This window comes from Bacteroides mediterraneensis (assembly GCF_900128455.1).
In the GTDB taxonomy this organism is placed as follows: Bacteria; Bacteroidota; Bacteroidia; order Bacteroidales; family Bacteroidaceae; genus Phocaeicola; species Phocaeicola mediterraneensis.
The window spans coordinates 846,842-864,351 of record NZ_LT635783.1; the positions used below are offsets into that span (position 1 = coordinate 846,842).

A 17,510-nucleotide genomic window follows, 5' to 3' on the forward strand; every position below is an offset into this window, starting at 1 on the left:
CTGATTTTTCTCATGTACAAATCCAGTGTGTGATGGAAATTTCCTTCCGAAGGAAGCGGAATGCTGGAAGTACATAAAAAGAGGCTGTCTCAAATTGAAATATAATTTGAGATGGCCTTTTTTGTGTCTGCAAAAAAAATCGGGCAAGCCCCAACTTCGCTCAGTCAGGACTTGCCCGTCTCCCTAATTTTTTGTATCTTAGGGAATCAAGCAATATATCCCAAAGATAATGTTTAAAAACTATACCTCCAACGATAATCTGCTTTTACCTCCGTGTTTAGGCGATTTTATTCCCCAGAACGACCCGGTCCGGGTTGTTCACCGTATCATTGAACAGATCAGCCTGGAAGAACTTTACCGCAAGTACTCCGTCAAAGGCTGTCCGGCCTACCATCCCCGCATGATGCTGCAGATTCTGGTATATGCCTATCTGCGCAACATCTATTCCAGCCGCCGCATCGAAGAGTTTTGCCGCAATGACATCCGCTTCATGTGGCTGACCGGCAATGTGACTCCTGACCACAACACCATCAACCGTTTCCGCAGCAGTCGGCTGAAGGATGTGCTCAAGACCGTCTTCGCCACCATCGTGAAGTTCCTCGTGGCGGAGGGCTTTGTAAGTCTGGACGTGGCCTGCACCGACGGGACGAAGATGGAAGCAAACGCCAACCGTTATACGTTCGTCTGGGGCAAGTCCATCCACACCCGCATCTCCAGAATCGCGGAACAGCTTGAGGAAATATGGCGGTACGCCGAGTCCGTCACCAAGCAGGAGTTGCGCGACTCCGCTCCCGTCACTTACCAGGACATCACCCCCGAGAAGGTGGAAAGGGCGCTGGAGCAGATACATGAAGCCTTGGAGGGAACGGATGCGGACCGGAAAGTGAAGGCCAAGGTTCGGCGCGTGAGGAAGGCATGGCCCGAACAGCTGAAGAAATATGAATCCCAGGGAAAGATTCTCGATGGGCGCAACAGCTACTCCAAGACAGACCCCGACGCCACGTTCATGCGGATGAAGGAGGACCACATGAGGAACGGGCAGCTCAAGCCCGGATACAACCCGCAGGTCAGTACCAACAGACAGTTCATCCTGAACTATACCCTCCACCAGTGTGCCGGTGACACCTCCACCTATCCCCTGCACATGGAAGACTTCCATTCCCTGTACGGCAGATATCCTGACGTGTCCGTCTGTGACGCCGGATACGGAAGCGAGGAGAACTACCTGTACGCCTTCAGGCATGGCATTGAAACCTTCATAAAGTACAGCTATTTCCACAAGGAACAGAAAAGGAGCTTCAGGAATGACCCGTTCCTGTCTGCCAACTTTTACTATAATGAAGAAACCGACGGGATGTACTGTCCGATGGGACAGAGGATGAAAAGACTCTCCGATGTAAAGCGGACGACGGACAACGGTTTTGTACAGACCATCTCAAGGTACAGGGCCCGGAACTGCAAGGGCTGCCCGTTAAGATGCCGGTGTCACAGAAGCCGGTCGGAAAGGATTGTGCAGGTAAACCACAGGCTGAGGAAAATCAAGGAAAGGGAACGTGAGAAACTCCTTTCTGCGGAAGGTCTTAAATACCGGAGCCAGCGGCCGCAGGATGTGGAAGCCGTATTTGGAAACCTCAAGAACAACAAGCACTTCAAGAGGTTCCATCTCCGTGGACTGAAGAAGGTGGAAATTGAATTTGGCCTGCTGGCCATAGCGCATAATCTTGCAAAAGTAGCCTCTTAGGAGGCTTCTGACCAAGAAAAAACCGTTTAAAGCGATGAAATCTGTAGAAAGAAACTTGTAAATTCCTTTTTTTGAGAAAAATCCAAACGACTTCAGTCTGATATGAAACGACAGAGGCCATCTCAATTCATTTTGAGACAGCCTCTTTTTATATCAATGGAATATCCGATTATTTGATGTTCGGGTTCAGCTTGTTCCATTCAGAGATAGCAGGAAGAACGCCCATTGCGATTACTTCGTCACGCAATTCGCACAAGTGAGCATAGCTCTTGTCCAAAGCAGCCTGTTCTTCAGCTGTACCGTTCAATGCAGCGCAGTGGCAACCGTCAGCTGTGATTGAAGTTTCCCAAGCCATCATGATGTGATCGTACTTATCGTTTGAGATATAAGTACCAGCCGGCCAACGGAAGGCTTTGCCACCCATAGCCGCACCAATCATTTCGATAGAAACGTATGCCGGGCTCTGGAATGAAGAACGGCCACGCAGGTTGATGATGTTGGCACCACCTTTTGTTACTTTCTGCTGGATTTCAGCCCACTGTTCTTTAGTCAGAGCGTCAGTACCAATCATGTCGATCAACGGTTTGCCGTTTACTTTTGCAGTTGAAGCAAATACAGCCATCTGTTCGCCGTGGCCACCGTAAGTACGGCAGTTTTCAACAGCGTCCATAGATACGCCGAAGTGTTTAGCCAGTTCGCTGCGCAGACGAGTAGAGTCGAGAGCGGCCAAAGTAGTAACCTGGCTCGGTTTCAAACCAGAGTACAGCAAAGTAATCAAACCAGTGATATCAGCCGGGTTGAAGATTACCACGATGTGTTTTACATCCGGGCAGTACTGTTTTACGTTCTTACCGAATTCTTCTGCGATGGCAGCGTTACCTTTCAACAAGTCTTCACGAGTCATACCAGCTTTACGGGCAGCACCACCTGAGTTTACGATATATTTAGCACCAGTCAGCGCTTCTTTGATATCTGAAGTGAAAGTGACGTTAACACCTTCGAAACCGCAGTGGAACAATTCTTCAGCAACACCTTCCAAACCTGGAGCGTACGGGTCGTACAAACAGATGTTTGGAGTTAAGCCCATCATGATAGCAGTCTGAGCCATGTTAGAACCGATCATACCGGCAGCACCAACAATGGTAAGTTTTTCGTTTGTTACAAATTCCATAATTCTTATGTATTTAAGTTATGTATAAAAGTGTATAGTCTTTGTTTTTTCTTTCGATGCAAAGATAGGAAAGTTCTCATTGAAAAACGAATCTTTGTTCTGGGAAAAATGGGGGCGGAAGAAAGTATTTCCGGCAATTACGGAAAAATTTCACTATTTTTAGAAGTCACACCCTGATTTTGCAAAGAGTAGGTTGCATTTTTGTCTTCGGGGGCATACATTCGGTCTTTTCTTTTTCTTTTGTGTGAGTTTTATGGAGATTTTCAAGGGGGTTAATTCGAAATTATCCGGTAATTTCTCTGTCCCACAGTGTGGGATACAAAAACCACAGTGTGGGATACATATTTCACAGTGTGGAATATAAAAACCACACTGTGGTACAGAGAATATGAAAGGCCGGAAGAATTTAGGAATAAGGCGATTTGGAAGAATCGTTGGTCATTCTTTCAATTCTGCATTACAAACTCATTGCGGTTTCTGAAATATTCCATATTTTTGCCCCAATGACCATGAAGAAGATGAATTTGAAACTGTATATATTATGGTGGATGCTGGCCGTATGCTGTATCTTCCCGCTGGAGGCGCAGGAACAGGAAGAACCTGCCTTTCAGGAAGTAACGGATACAGCCGATGTATATCTGCCATCTGATTCCTTGTTTGCCCGTTTTCTGGAAAAGAAGCATATTCCGGTGACTTCATGCAACCGTATGACACTGTTGAAGAGTGGCCGCAGCAAGTTTGAGCATTTGTTTGAAGACATCAAGAAGGCCGAAAAATACATCCATCTGGAGTATTTTAATTTCCGGAGCGATTCCATTGCCAAGGAATTGTTCACCTTGCTGGCAGAAAAGGCAAAGGAAGGTGTGACGATAAAGGCACTTTTTGACGATTTCGGCAATTTGTCGAACAGCCGTCCGCTGCGGAAAGAACATTTGAAGATGCTGGCAGACAGAGGCATTGAAATGGCCCGTTTCAGCCCCATCCGTTTCCCTTATATCAACCATGTGTTTTGCCGTGACCATCAGAAGATTGTGGTCATCGACGGGAAAGTGGGTTATACGGGCGGAATGAACATTGCCGATTATTATATCAACGGACTGCCGGAAATCGGGGTATGGCGCGACATGCATATCCGCATAGAAGGTCCAGCAGTGAAGTATCTGGAAGAAGCGTTTCTGGGGGTATGGAACAAGGAAACGCATGAAGAGCTGCAAGAAATGACGGTGGTGCCGGACAGCTTTTGTGTGGGCTCCGGAAGGAGAGTCGCCATCGTGCAGCGTATTCCGAGGGTGTGTCCGGAAATCATGCGGGAGGCTTACATTGCTGCCTTGGATGCGGCGGAGCATAAGGTGCAGATAATCAATCCTTATTTTACGCCTACCCGTCAGGTGCGAAAGGCCATCAAGCGGGCGGCCAAGCGTGGGGTACGGGTGGAAATCATGATTCCCGGCAAATCGGACATTCCCTTTACGCCCGATGCAGGTTTTTATATTGCCAACAAGCTCCGTAAGGCCGGGGCGCATATCTATGTGTTCAACGGGGGATTCCATCATTCCAAAATCATGATGGTGGACGAGCGTTTCTGTACGGTGGGCAGCACCAATCTGAACAGCCGGAGCCTGCGCTACGATTATGAAATCAATGCGTTTATCCTGGACCTGCCTACTACAGCCGAACTGGGAGAGGTCTTCAGCAACGACAAGCTTCACAGTACGGTCATGACGCGTGAGGAATATAAGAAACGCGGTGTGTGGCGACGCTTTGTCGGCTGGTTCGCACATTTGTTCACTCCGGTTATATAATAATAAGGGAGAATATACCCTGAAACTACGATTTTTTTCTTATTTTTGTCCGATTATATGGGAATAATAGCCCTGAAAAGAACCTGATTTTTTAACTGGAACCGCATGTCGTTTTTTAAGGATGTAATCGGACAAGATGAAGTGAAACAGCTTCTCATCCACAACGTTCGGAGTGGAAAGATGCCTCATGCCCTGTTGCTTACGGGACCTGCCGGTAGTGGCAAACTGCCGCTGGCACTGGCGGTGTCGCGCTATCTGCTCTGTCGTCATCCGGGAGAGGACGATGCGTGCGGGCAATGCAGTTCGTGCAAGATGATGGACCATCTGGCGCATCCCGACATGCACTTTGCCTTTCCGGTGGTGAAAAAGAAGGCGGGACGCGACGTGGTGTGCGATGAGTTCCTGCCTCAGTGGCGTGAGATGCTGGAGCGGAATCCGTATGCCGACCTTCAGGAATGGATGCGGATGATGGATGCCGGCAACCAGCAGCCGCAGATTTACGTGCGCGAAAGCGACGAGATTCAGCGTAAACTGTCGCTGAAGGCCAGTCAGGGCGGATATAAGGTGATGCTCATCTGGCTGCCGGAGAAAATGAATGTGGAGTGTGCGAACAAGTTGCTGAAACTGTTGGAAGAACCTCCTTTGAAGACGGTATTCCTGCTGGTCAGCGAAGAGCCCGACTTGCTGCTGCCCACTATTTTGAGCCGGACGCAGCGCATCCACCTGAAACCTCTGTCCGAAGCGGATATTGAACGTTATCTGAAGGAACGGTATATGCTGCCGGAGGAAGATGCCCGTGACATTGCGCACCGTTCGGCGGGAAGCCTGTTGAGGGCGGTGGAAAACGTGCATCTGGGTGAAGAGAACAGACTCTGTTTTGAACTTTTCGTGAACCTGATGCGTACGGCTTACAAGCGTGACATCCGTAGCCTGAAGGCCTGGAGCGAGCAGGTGGCCGGGATGGGACGTGAGCGCCAGAAGAATCTGCTGGAATATTGCCAGCGGATGGTGCGCGAGAATTTCATCTGCAACTTCCGACAGCTGGATATGGTGTACCTGAGCCCGGAAGAGATGCAGTTTGCCACTCGTTTTGCACCTTACATCAACGAGCGGAACATCTTTTCGGTGACCGGGCTGCTGGAAGAGGCACAGCTCCACATCGAGCAGAACGTCAATCCGAAGATGGTCTTTTTTGACATGGCATTGAGAATGATTGTAGAAATGAAACAACAATAACAATATATGAACGATTTTAAGCTTAAAAACGGAAGCGGTCGACTCTGTTGTGGAGGCTGCGGACGACAGAATAATAAACTGAACACTTACGACTGGCTGGCCGATATCCCGGGCAATGGAGAAGAACAGGATATGGTGGAAGTACAGTTCAAGAATACCCGGAAAGGTTATTACAAGAACAGCAACGGTTTGCACCTGGTGAAGGGGGATATCGTGGCGGTAGAAGCCAGTCCGGGCCACGATATCGGCACGGTGACACTGACGGGGCGGCTGGTGCCGTTGCAGATGCGGAAAGCCAACCTGAAACCGGATGCGGAAATCCGCCGCATTTACCGGAAGGTGAAACCGGTGGATATGGAGAAATACGAAGAGGCCAAGTCGCGCGAACACGACACCATGATTCGTTCCCGCAAGATTGCGGAGAGCCTGGGACTTCAGATGAAAATCGGTGACGTGGAATACCAGGGTGACGGCAACAAGGCCATCTTCTATTACATTGCCGACGAACGTGTGGATTTCCGTCAGCTGATTAAAGTGCTGGCCGAAACGTTCCGGGTGCGAATCGAGATGAAACAGATTGGTGCCCGTCAGGAAGCCGGACGTATTGGGGGAATCGGGCCTTGCGGACGGGAGCTGTGTTGCGCTACGTGGATGACGAACTTTGTGTCCGTGTCTACCAGTGCTGCACGTTTCCAGGACATTTCACTGAATCCGCAGAAACTGGCCGGACAGTGTGCCAAACTGAAGTGTTGCCTGAATTACGAGGTGGATGCGTATGTGGAATGTCAGAAGCGTCTGCCTAGCAAGGAAATTACGCTTGAAACACTGGACAATGTGTATTATTATTTTAAAGCAGATATCCTGAAAGGAACCATCACGTACAGTACGGACAAGAGTTTCCTGGCCAACGAGGTGACAATTTCTGCCCGTCGGGCTTTTGAGGTGTTGAACATGAACAAGCGGGGTGAGAAACCGGAGAAGCTGGATGAAGAAATTTCTTCCCGTGAACCGCAACGTTCGAAAGACCTGCTGGAACAAGAGAGTCTGACACGTTTCGATAAGACGAAGGCCGGACGGAACCGGAAAAAGAAGGCAAAAGGGGGCGCTCAACCGGCTAACCAGCCTGCAGCTCCGGTGGAAGCCAACAGCAACGGACCGGCACCGGAAACAGGAACGAAAGAACGGGAAAACAGAGGCCCTCAGGCCCGAAACAACCGTCCGTCTCGCCCGAAAAATAATCCCGCACCTCAGGCGGCTGCAGGAAATGCTCCGCAAGGAGAGGCAAATGCGGGGCAGGAGCCTCGTCCGAGCCGGAACGGAAGACGAAATTTCCGTCGGAACAACAATAATGAGGGAAATAAACGTCCGGAACGAAATACAAATTCATCAGATGTACAGGGATAAAAAATGGATAAAGGGCCGAATGGGGTATGCGGGCTTTCTGAGTCTGGTCGTGTGCCTGCTTTCAGCCTGCCATACAAATACGCAGTATCATGTGTACCAGTCCGTTCCCGGAGGGGAAGGTTGGCAGAAAACGGATTCGGTGGTGTTTGAACTTCCCCCGGAAGTGCCGGCGGGAACTTATCAGATGGAAGTGGGGATTCGTCACACGGGAGCTTATCCTTATCGGGATATCTGGTTGTCCGTGACGCGAGTGGACGGCGATTCTCTGCCTTCGCATACGGACACTTTACATATTTACCTGGCCGATGAGAAAGGACAGTGGCATCATGAAGGGGCTGTCGGCGGATTGTTTCAGACAACTTATATATGGGATGAGCCGGTGGTATTGACCACAGATTCCTTGGGGCGCAGTTTCCGCATAGCCCATCTGATGCGGAAGGATCCGTTGCCGGGCATTTCGGATGTGGGCATCCGGCTATTTTTCCCGGGCCGCGTCGATGCGGAGAAACACGAATAGCAGAATGGTAAATCCCCACAGCGAAGAACCTCCGTAGCTGAAGAAGGGAAGCGGAATCCCGATGACAGGGGTCAGTCCGAGCACCATTCCCACATTGATGAAAAGGTGAAAGAAAAAGATGCCCAGCACGCAATAACCGTAGACCCTTCCAAAACGGGTTTCCTGCCGTTCGGAGAGGACGATAAGACGGAGAATAAGTGCCATGAACAAGAAGATGACAATGGCAGAACCCACAAATCCCTGTTCTTCTCCAATGGTACAGAAGATGAAGTCGGTGTCTTGTTCCGGCACATATTTCAGTTTGGTCTGGGTGCCGTTGAGGAACCCTTTTCCGAGTAACCCTCCGGAACCGATGGCAATCTTACTCTGGTTGACGTTGTATCCGGCTCCCGCGGGGTCGTCCTTCATGCCCAGCAATACTTCAATTCGGATTTTCTGATGAGGCTCCAGTACGTGGTTGAACACGTAATCGGTGGAGAAAAAGAAGATGCCGGAACCGATGACAAACAGGATGATATAGAAATACTCCCTTACTTGCTCCCTGAGGTAATAATAAAAAAGGGTGACTACGAGGGCCGCACAAATGGCCAGTTGAAGATGGCAGACGTTAAAAGGAATCACGTAGTTGGAAAAGAGTGCGCCCAGCAGGGTGGCTCCTCCTCCGATGGCGAAGATATAAACCGCCAGTTTGGGAGACTGCCGGCAGAATCTTCCTACCAGGAAGGAAGATAGCAGGATGATGAGGGTCAGTACGGAAAATTCTCCCCAGGAGGTCATTTCGTCGGGCATGATTTCGGCTCCAAACCGGAGTCCGACAATAAAAAAGACAACGGCACAGATGCCGGAAAACAATACGGCTCCGGTCATGCCTTCCCGGTACAGCATGAGGAAAAAGGAGAGATACACCAGTGCGGAACCTGTCTCTTTCTGAAGGATAATCAGTGCCATCGGCAGCAGGATGATGCCCAACACTGCCAGCAGGTCGCGGGTGCGCTGCATCTGGAAGGTGTATTCGTTCATGTATTTCCCCAGTGCCAGGGCTGTGGCGAACTTTGCGAACTCGGCCGGTTGCAGACTGACGGGACCGAGCACAATCCACGAGCGTGAACCTTTGATTTCATGCGGATTGAAGATGGTACCGAAAAGGAGCAGGAGCAGAATGCCATAAATCAGGTAGGCGTATGTATCGTAAATGCGGTCTTCTAGCATGAGTATGACGAATCCGAGTCCCAGCGAACAGCCTATCCACATGAGCTGCTTGCCGGCACGTGTCGTGATGTCGAAGAAATTGGGCTCTCCGTAATCGTAGCTTGCTCCGCATACGCTGAACCAGCCGCAGGTGACCAATACCAGATAAAGTCCGATGGTCCACCAGTCCACATTTTTCCATACACTACCTCTCGTGTATCCCATAATCAATCCTCCTGTTTTGAATTTCTGTTGCCATCGCTTCGTCTTCGGGCGAAAGCTTTCCTTTCAGATATTGTTCTATCATGAGCCGTCCGATGGGGACACCGTAGACAGCACCGAATCCTCCGTTTTCCACATATACGGCAATGGCTATCTTCGGGTCTTTCATCGGGGCAAATCCCATGAATGCCGAGTGGTCTTTTCCTCGGTTCTGGGCCGTACCGGTCTTGCCGCATACTTCGATGTCGGGCAGGTTGGCTCCCCGGCAGGTTCCACCCAGCACGGCAGCACGCATGCCTTGTACCACTTCATCGTAATGGGAACGGTCGACCATGGTATAGCGTTTCTTGGAATAGAGTGTGTCGAGCGGCTCACCTTGTACTTCCTTGACCACATGGGGCGTAATGAAATAGCCTCTGTTGGCAATGGTCGCTCCCAGATTGGCTATCTGCAGCGGTGTCAGCGTCACTTCTCCCTGGCCGATGGAGATACTGATGATGGTCAGTCCGTTCCATGAACCGTGATAGGCCTTGTCGTACACACTGGCATTGGGGATGAATCCTCTTTTCTCTCCGGGGAGGTCAATTCCCAAGGGGTAGCCGAATCCCATGGATACCATGTAGTCTCTCCATGTATTCATGGCCTTCTGTACGGAGCCATATTTCTGCCGGGCTCCAATCATGTGATAAAGTCCCCAGCAGAAATAACCGTTGCAGGAAGTGGCGATGGCCGGAATCAGAGAGAGGGGGGAGGGGTGTGAGTGACAGCCCACATGGAGGCCTCGGAAATTGAAGCCGCCATTACATGGGTAACTGGTACCGGTGGTGATGATTCCTTCCTGCAAATAGGTGAGTGCCTGTGAGGTCTTGAATGTGGACCCTGGGGGGTAGGTACCCATGATGGCGCGGTTCAGCAAGGGCTTCCATGGGTCACGCGCCAGCATCAGGTGGTTCTTTCCTCGGTTTCTTCCCACCATCTGGCGAGGGTCGTAAGAGGGAGAAGACACCAGACAGAGTACCTCGCCGGTAGAGGGTTCGATAGCCACAATACTGCCGATTTTCCCTTCCAGCAAGCGTTCGCCCAGTTGCTGGAGGTCGATGTCCAGACTGAGTCGCAAGTTCTTTCCCGCTACGGGAGCTTTGTCGAACTTGCCGTCCATGTAGTTGCCTTGAATACGTCCGCGTGCGTCGCGCAGCAATATCTCAATGCCTTTTTCGCCTCGCAGCTGTTTCTCGTAAGAGCGTTCCACTCCCAGTTTTCCGATAAAATCTCCAGGAATATAGTATTCATCCTTTTCCATGTCCGATTTGGACACTTCTGCAATATCACCTAAGATGTGGGCTCCCGCATTGTAGGTATATTGCCGGATGGTGCGTCGCTGGATATAGAATCCGGGAAACTTGAACAGTTTTTCCTGAAACACTCCACAGTCTTCGGCCGACAGCTGGGTAAGAAATACCTGATTGGTGTAGGGAGAGTATCCCGGGTTGAGGCGCCGGTCCTTGATGTCATGGAATTTCTTTCGGAGAAATTCCGGTGTGATTTTCAGGGTCTGACACAAATCGGTCGTATCCAGTTCGGTAATCTCCTTCATGATGACTGTGATGTCGTAGGCTGCCTGGTTATAGACCAGCAGTTTGTCATTGCGGTCGTAGATGACTCCCCGGCTGGGATACTGTATCCGCTTGAGAAAGGCGTTGCTGTCGGCATTCTTCTTATAGTCCTCGCTCATGATTTGCAGGGAGAGCAAGCGTATAAGAAAAATCAGTACAATGACAGCGACGGCGCCTGCAATGACGTATTTCCGCTTTTCAAGGTCGTAATTTCTTTCCACTATTTTTTCCTCCTGACAGAATCAACACATAAAATAAAGATGAGCGTGATGACTGCATCACTGGCTATTTTCAGTAACAATATTTGTGGCCGCGCAAAAGAGAACATATCCAGCAGATTCAGGACGACGGCATGCAACAGTACCATAACCAAGGTGTATCGGAAGAAAGGAGCAAATCCCATCTGATAGATGCCTGGCTCGAAGTTATCAGTGGTGTCGCGCAGTGAGAACAAACGCAGAATCCAGGGGCGGCAGAAAGCCGTCAGCACGGAAGCAGCTGCATTCAAGCCGGGGGTGTTGCTGAAGATATCGATGCAGAGTCCCAGGAAAAAGGCCCACAACAGGAGACCTTTTCGGCTGTTTCCCGAATTTATTTTCAATAAGAAATAAATGTATAATAAGGGAGTAGCGTATTGTTCAAAATGGATGTGATTCAACACCAGCGCCTGAAGTAGGACCAGTATTATAAACCATTTAAGACGTATGATGTATTGCATAATTTCCCAAACTTTCTGTGTGATTAATAGTTATGGTTGCACGGAGTGGATACTGTCTTCCAGCTGTGCCTGTTCGCTCCCGTTGAAAGAACCCAGTACCCTGACGTTATTCAGTCGGGCAAAATCGGTAAAGAGTTTCACCTTGAGCAAGTAGGACAAGCCGTCGTGGCTGTCGGTCATGTCATCGACAGTGCCTACCGGTATTCCGGCGGGGAATACGGCACTGTAGCCGCTTGTCACGATTGTGTCGCCCAACGTGAACTCCGAATGTCTGGGCATGTCTTTCACATAGGCATATTGTGAGGAACCTCCATCCCATTTGAGGAAACCAAAATAGGACGTTCTCTTGATTTTGCAGCTGATGCTGCTTTTGGAGTTGAGCACAGGAAGCACGATGGAATGGTGTTGTCCTGTCAGATAAACAATGCCTACCACCCCATTTCCACATACTACGCCCATTTCCGGGCGGATACCGTCGGCCGACCCTTTGTCTATCGTGATGAAATTGTTGGGGTGGGTTACGCTGTTGTTCACCACTCTGGCATCATAGAGCACGTAGTCTTTCAATGCTTCCTTGCGCAGGTTGGCTACTCCGAGTGTATCTTGGGTATATTGTTCCAAAGCCTGTGACAGGCGCTCTACCTCAATTTCCAGCTCCACGTTTCGTGCCGTGAGGTCTTTATTGACTTCCGTCAGTCCGAAATAACGTGTCACTTGATTGGATGCCTCGTACACCAGTCCCGCCACATAGTTGGCAGAAGTGAAGAAAGCACTTCCCTGATAGTTGTTGAAACGGAACAGCAGGGTAAGGGAAATCACTTCCAGAAGTACGAAAAGGAACCAATGGTTATATTTCAGCAGAAAATTGATTAGGTTTCGCATGTCAGAGAGTCCGAATGATATGTAAACAAAAAAGTGAAAATTGAAAATGAAGGGACCTTCCGACCCCTTCATTTTCAATTTTATGAGATTATCTCATCAGGAATGAGAAACGATCTACATTTTTCAAGGCGATACCCGTTCCTTTGGCTACGCTCAGCAAGGGGTCTTCGGCAATGTGGAAAGGAATGTTGATTTTGTCTGTTAGACGTTTGTCCAGTCCGCGCAGCAAGGCTCCGCCTCCGGCCAGGTAAATACCGTTATTGACGATATCGGCGTACAATTCGGGAGGTGTATTTTCCAGTGCGCTCAGGATGGCCGTTTCTATTTTGGCAATGCTTTTCTCCATGCAGTGAGCTATTTCCTGATAGCAGACCGGAACTTCCATCGGAAGCGCTGTGATACGGTTCGGTCCGCGTACGATGTAGTCTTCCGGAGCATTGTCTCCCAAATCCGTAATGGCCGCACCTACATGAATTTTGATTCGCTCGGCCATTCTTTCACTGACTTTGACATTGTGCTGTCGGCTCATGTATTCCTGAATATCCGCTGTCAGGTCATCACCAGCCACACGGATAGAGTTGTTTGAAACAATACCGCCTAATGAAATTACGGCGATCTCGGTAGAACCTCCACCTATGTCGACCACCATGTTTCCTTCCGGAGCCTCCACATCCAGTCCGATACCGATAGCCGCAGCCATCGGTTCAAATATCAGGTAGACATCACGTCCGCCTGCATGTTCCGCACTGTCGCGTACGGCACGTAGTTCCACTTCTGTGGAGCCTGACGGTACGCCGATGACCATGCGCAGGGAAGGAGTGAAAAGATGACGTCCGGTATTTACCTTTTTAATCAACCCGCGCATCATCTGTTCGCAGGCGTTGAAGTCCGCAATCACTCCGTCACGCAACGGGCGTACGGTGCGAATGTTCGGGTTTTCTTTTTCGTACATCAGCTTGGCACGTTCACCCACGGCAATCATTTTGTCCGTACGGCGATCCAACGCAACGACAGAGGGTTCGTCTACCACAATCTTGTCATTGCAGGTAATGATGGTGTTGGCTGTGCCAAGGTCCATCGCTATGTTTTGTGTAAAGGAGAATAATCCCATTCCTTCTAATATAAGTCTAGAATTTTGAATTAATAAGTCCGTATAAAGAAGGCAGAATGAACTGCCTTTTATTTATTTCTTGAAATAGTCGCGGATAGCGGTATCGTAGTGTGAAGATACGGTAAAGGCTTCACCTGCAAACCAACGGCGCTGTTCACGTGTGGTAACGGCTCCCTGCTGGTTCAGGATGTCCAGCAACGGCTGATACTGGTGTTTGCTGGCTACGATAACTACATCGTTGAAATTCTTGGCTCCGGCACGAATCAATGAAATGCCGCCTATATCGATTTTTTCGATGATATCTTGTTCGGCAGCACCGCTGGCTACTGTATCTTCAAACGGATACAAGTCTACAATTACCAGGTCGATTTCCGGAATCTCATATTGTGCTACTTGTTTTTGGTCGCTTTCCAGTTCTCTACGGCAAAGGATACCTCCGAAGATTTTAGGATGTAAGGTTTTCACACGTCCTCCCAAAATAGAAGGATAAGTCGTGATATCTTCTACTGCCTTGCACGGATAGCCCAGTGATTCAATGAATTGACGTGTTCCTCCAGTAGACAGGAACTCCACTCCTTCTGCATGAAGTTTAGCTAAGATTGCATCCAAGCCGTCTTTATGGTAAACAGACACCAATGCGGTTTTGATTTTCTTTGATTCTGACATAATTTTGAGATTTTGAATTCAGCCGCAAAATTACGAATTTTCAGGTGATAAATATAAGATAGTAGAAATAAAATATCTTTTTTTTACATTCATCTTGAAAGTTTTACGGCCGACCTTCTTGTGAATAATACTTTCATTTGGTTTCTTTCTGAGGTTTTGTAACAGGATTGTAACATATATGACATTCAATTATAACAAGGATGAAATACTTTTGCACCCGGAAAAACTTAGCAAAACAAGTTATGGAAACTATTTATTTGGGAATTGTCATATTCCTGTTTATGCTGGCAGTCTTTGATTTGCTGGTGGGTGTCAGTAATGATGCCGTGAACTTTATGAATTCGGCGGTTGGTGCAAAGGTCGCAAAGTTTAAAACGATTATCATTGTAGCTGCCGTTGGAGTGTTTGCTGGAGCGGTGTTGAGTAACGGAATGATGGATATCGCCCGTCACGGAATTTTCCAGCCGGTAAATTTCAGCTTTTATGAAATCATGTGCATTTTGTTGGCAGTCATGGTGACGGACGTGGTGTTGCTGGATATTTTCAATACGTTGGGCCTGCCTACTTCTACCACGGTATCCATGGTGTTTGAATTGTTGGGAGGTACGTTTATTCTGGCAATTCTGAAGATTATCGGAGACGAAACCGGCATGTTGAGTCTGGGTGATATGATGAATACGGAAAAGGCTTTGTCGGTCATTATGGGTATTTTCCTTTCTGTGGCAGTTGCCTTCATTGCGGGTACTATTGTACAATATGTGTCCCGACTTATTTTCAGTTTCAATTATAAGAAACATCTTTCATGGACCATCGGTGTGTTCGGTGGAATTGCTGTGACAGCCTTGGGTTACTTCATTATTATACAGGGCTTGAAGAGTGCTTCGTTCATGACGCCTGAAGCTCAGCAATGGATTCAGGATAATACCCCGATATTAGTAGGTGGATGTTTCGTGGTGTTTACGGTCATCATGCAAATCTTGCACTGGTGTAAAGTGAATGTGTTTAAGATTATTGTGTTGCTGGGAACTTTCTCCTTGGCACTGGCTTTTGCCGGTAATGACTTGGTGAACTTCATCGGTGTGCCTTTGGCGGGCTTTTCTGCGTACACGGATTATGTGGCAAATTCCAATGGGGCAGGTATTCATGATTTCATGATGTCTTCCCTGATGTCGTCGGCTAAGACTCCGGCCATTTTCCTGATAGCTTCGGGGGTTGTTATGGTATATGCGCTGGCTACTTCCAAAAAGGCGAAGAATGTAATCAAGACTTCAGTCGATTTGGCCCGTCAGGAAGAGGGAGATGAAATGTTCGGTTCTTCGGCTTTAGCCCGTGTCATTGTACGTCGTGCCACTAATATCAATGATTTCCTGGTACGTGTGATTCCGGTGGGGATGCGTCGCTGGATTGATAGCCGTTTCAATAAAGAAGAAGTGATTTTGAACGATGGGGCTGCCTTCGATATGGTGCGTGCTTCGGTGAATCTGGTTTTGTCTGGGTTGTTGATTATCATCGGTACTACCATGAAGTTGCCGTTGTCTACCACTTATGTGACCTTTATTGTAGCGATGGGTAGTTCATTGGCCGACCGTGCCTGGAGCCGGGAAAGTGCAGTATATCGTATCACGGGTATGCTTTCCGTGATTGGTGGCTGGTTTATTACGGCGTTCGTGGCTTTCACGATTTGTGCGCTGGTTACTTTCATAATGTTCTATACCAGTTTCGTTGGCATGTTCATTTTTATTGTGGTAGCCGTAGTGCTTTTGGTACGCAGTAATATCCAGTATAAGAAGAAAGAAGAAAAAGTGGATGGACAGGACGATGTGTTCAAGCGGATGATGAGCAGCAAGGACAAGAGCGAAACCTTGGCGTTGCTTCGTCAGCATGTGCAGGAAACCTTGGCCAGCTACGTGGATTTCAGTGAGAAAACCTATGTACAGGTGACCGACGGATTCATCCATGAAGACTTGCGTAGTCTGCGGAAGGCTATGAATGCGACGGACGACCAGAAGAAGATGCTCAAAAAACGCCGGCGGAAAGAAATTCTGGGATTGCGCCGTCTGCCTATGACGGTAGCCATCGAAAAGAATACATGGTTCCACTTGGGAAGCAACAGTTGCGAGCAAATGCTTTACTGTTTGAAACGAATCTGTGAACCTTGTAAGGAACATGTGGATAATAACTTTAACCCGATATCTCCGGATTGTGTGAAAGAATTTCTCCCTGTACGCGAGCAGCTCTGTAGTTTGATGGAGCGTACCAAGAGTGCCATCAGTACAGGTAACTATGCGGATGCTGATGATATTTTGAAGAAAGGTGATGAACTGAAAAACAATATTTCCGCTCTGCGTAAGCAACAGATGAATCGGATGCAGGAGTCTGACAATACGAGCTTGAAGGCAGCAATGGTCTATTTGAATATCCTTCAGGAATCTCAGGAGTTGGTAAGCATTTGGCGCCATCTGTTACGTGCCAGTCGTTTCTTCCAAGGGGATTATGTACCCCAGGAGGTTTCTATACTGGCTTTGGCGGAAGACCGTTGAGGCTGATTATTCTTTGAATTGATAAAAAAGGCCGGCAGGAAGTTTCTCTCTTTCTTGTCGGCCTTTGTTTTTAGGGCTTATGTAGGTTAGTCTTCTTGTACTTCGGTGAGGTTTCCGGTTGTAGAATCCATGATGAATCCTCTTACCCGTATATCCTGTGGTACTAGCGGGTGGTGGCGTACGATGTGTACGCTCTTTTGTACAGCTTCTTCCGTATCATTGAAGCCGCTGAGCCAGGAATTTAAGTCGATATCGCAGTATTGCATCATTTCGATATGGTCTTGCGAGATACCTCTTTCACGCATGTGGCGTAGCATGACTTGACTGTCCATGTGCTGCACGCCGCAGTCTGTATGCCCGATAATCATCACCTCTTCCACTCCTAGTTCATATATGGCTACCAGCAGGCTGCGCATGGCACTTCCAAAGGGGTGGGTAATCGTACCACCGGCGTTCTTGATGATTTTGACATCTCCGTTTTTGATACCCAGTGCGGCGGGCAGCAGTTCTGTCAGACGGGTGTCCATGCAGGTGACAATGGCGATTTTTTTGTCAGGGTATTTGTTCGTGATGTATTTCTCGTACCCTTTGCTTTCCACAAATGTTTTGTTGAAATGTAATAATTCGTCTATCATAGTCCTTTATATTTTGTATAGAATATGGACAAAAATACAGATTTATTTTGTGATTTTTCCGTTG

General features: G+C 48.5%; 13 protein-coding genes and 1 pseudogene. 6 read left to right on the forward strand and 8 right to left on the reverse strand.

Annotated elements, in window-relative coordinates; genetic code table 11:
* Nucleotides 1-229 precede the first annotated feature (229 nt).
* Nucleotides 230-1,741, forward strand: a complete 1,512-nt coding sequence (locus tag BQ7480_RS03390; RefSeq protein ID WP_083581734.1) for an IS1182 family transposase — start codon at nt 230-232, stop codon at nt 1,739-1,741.
* 169 nt (nt 1,742-1,910) lie between these two features.
* Here the strand turns inward: BQ7480_RS03390 and BQ7480_RS03395 are convergent, their stop codons facing one another.
* A complete protein-coding gene (locus BQ7480_RS03395; RefSeq protein WP_072541722.1) occupies nt 1,911-2,912 on the reverse strand; it encodes a malate dehydrogenase in 1,002 nt (333 codons plus the stop codon).
* 509 nt (nt 2,913-3,421) lie between these two features.
* Here BQ7480_RS03395 and cls point away from each other — a divergent pair.
* The 4 genes from cls (at nt 3,422) to BQ7480_RS03415 (ending at nt 7,871) form a co-directional block, all read left to right on the forward strand.
* A complete protein-coding gene (gene cls / locus BQ7480_RS03400) occupies nt 3,422-4,714 on the forward strand; it encodes a cardiolipin synthase (RefSeq protein ID WP_072543881.1) in 1,293 nt (430 codons plus the stop codon).
* A gap of 105 nt (nt 4,715-4,819) precedes the next feature.
* On the forward strand, nt 4,820-5,950 hold the full coding sequence (gene holB, locus BQ7480_RS03405; RefSeq protein ID WP_072541723.1) for a DNA polymerase III subunit delta': 1,131 nt from the start codon (nt 4,820-4,822) through the stop codon (nt 5,948-5,950).
* A 6-nt stretch (nt 5,951-5,956) separates the two neighbouring features.
* Nucleotides 5,957-7,354: a PSP1 domain-containing protein gene (gene ricT, locus BQ7480_RS03410; protein WP_072541724.1), complete on the forward strand. Its 1,398-nt coding sequence runs from the start codon at nt 5,957-5,959 to the stop codon at nt 7,352-7,354.
* Nucleotides 7,341-7,871 (forward strand): gliding motility lipoprotein GldH, encoded by a 531-nt coding sequence (locus tag BQ7480_RS03415; RefSeq protein ID WP_161946427.1) that lies wholly within the window; start codon nt 7,341-7,343, stop codon nt 7,869-7,871. Before ricT ends, BQ7480_RS03415 begins: the two co-directional genes overlap by 14 nt.
* Here BQ7480_RS03415 and rodA read toward each other — a convergent pair.
* The 6 genes and pseudogenes from rodA to BQ7480_RS03445 all read right to left on the reverse strand — a co-directional run.
* Nucleotides 7,830-9,284, reverse strand: a complete 1,455-nt coding sequence (gene rodA, locus BQ7480_RS03420) for a rod shape-determining protein RodA (protein WP_072541726.1) — start codon at nt 9,282-9,284, stop codon at nt 7,830-7,832. The genes BQ7480_RS03415 and rodA overlap by 42 nt on opposite strands.
* The gene (gene mrdA / locus BQ7480_RS03425) at nt 9,265-11,115 is read right to left on the reverse strand and encodes a penicillin-binding protein 2 (RefSeq protein ID WP_072541727.1); all 1,851 of its coding nucleotides are present in this window, start codon (nt 11,113-11,115) and stop codon (nt 9,265-9,267) included. The genes rodA and mrdA overlap by 20 nt, the downstream gene beginning before the upstream one ends.
* Nucleotides 11,115-11,612 (reverse strand): rod shape-determining protein MreD, encoded by a 498-nt coding sequence (gene mreD, locus BQ7480_RS03430; RefSeq protein WP_072541728.1) that lies wholly within the window; start codon nt 11,610-11,612, stop codon nt 11,115-11,117. Before mreD ends, mrdA begins: the two co-directional genes overlap by 1 nt.
* 30 nt (nt 11,613-11,642) lie before the next feature.
* Nucleotides 11,643-12,494, reverse strand: coding sequence for a rod shape-determining protein MreC (gene mreC / locus BQ7480_RS03435; RefSeq protein ID WP_072541729.1), 852 nt, complete (start codon nt 12,492-12,494; stop codon nt 11,643-11,645).
* 88 nt (nt 12,495-12,582) lie between these two features.
* Entirely contained in the window at nt 12,583-13,605 is a 1,023-nt protein-coding gene (locus BQ7480_RS03440; protein ID WP_072541730.1) for a rod shape-determining protein, read from the reverse strand.
* Between the two features lie 81 nt (nt 13,606-13,686).
* Nucleotides 13,687-14,271 (reverse strand): annotated as a pseudogene (locus BQ7480_RS03445) (IMP cyclohydrolase); the annotation flags it as partial.
* A 242-nt stretch (nt 14,272-14,513) separates the two neighbouring features.
* On the opposite strand from BQ7480_RS03445, the gene BQ7480_RS03450 reads away from it, so the two are divergent.
* Nucleotides 14,514-16,811: an inorganic phosphate transporter gene (locus BQ7480_RS03450; RefSeq protein WP_072541732.1), complete on the forward strand. Its 2,298-nt coding sequence runs from the start codon at nt 14,514-14,516 to the stop codon at nt 16,809-16,811.
* An 86-nt stretch (nt 16,812-16,897) separates the two neighbouring features.
* Here BQ7480_RS03450 and BQ7480_RS03455 read toward each other — a convergent pair whose 3' ends face one another.
* Nucleotides 16,898-17,446, reverse strand: coding sequence for a beta-class carbonic anhydrase (locus BQ7480_RS03455; RefSeq protein WP_072541733.1), 549 nt, complete (start codon nt 17,444-17,446; stop codon nt 16,898-16,900).
* Nucleotides 17,447-17,510 lie beyond the last annotated feature (64 nt).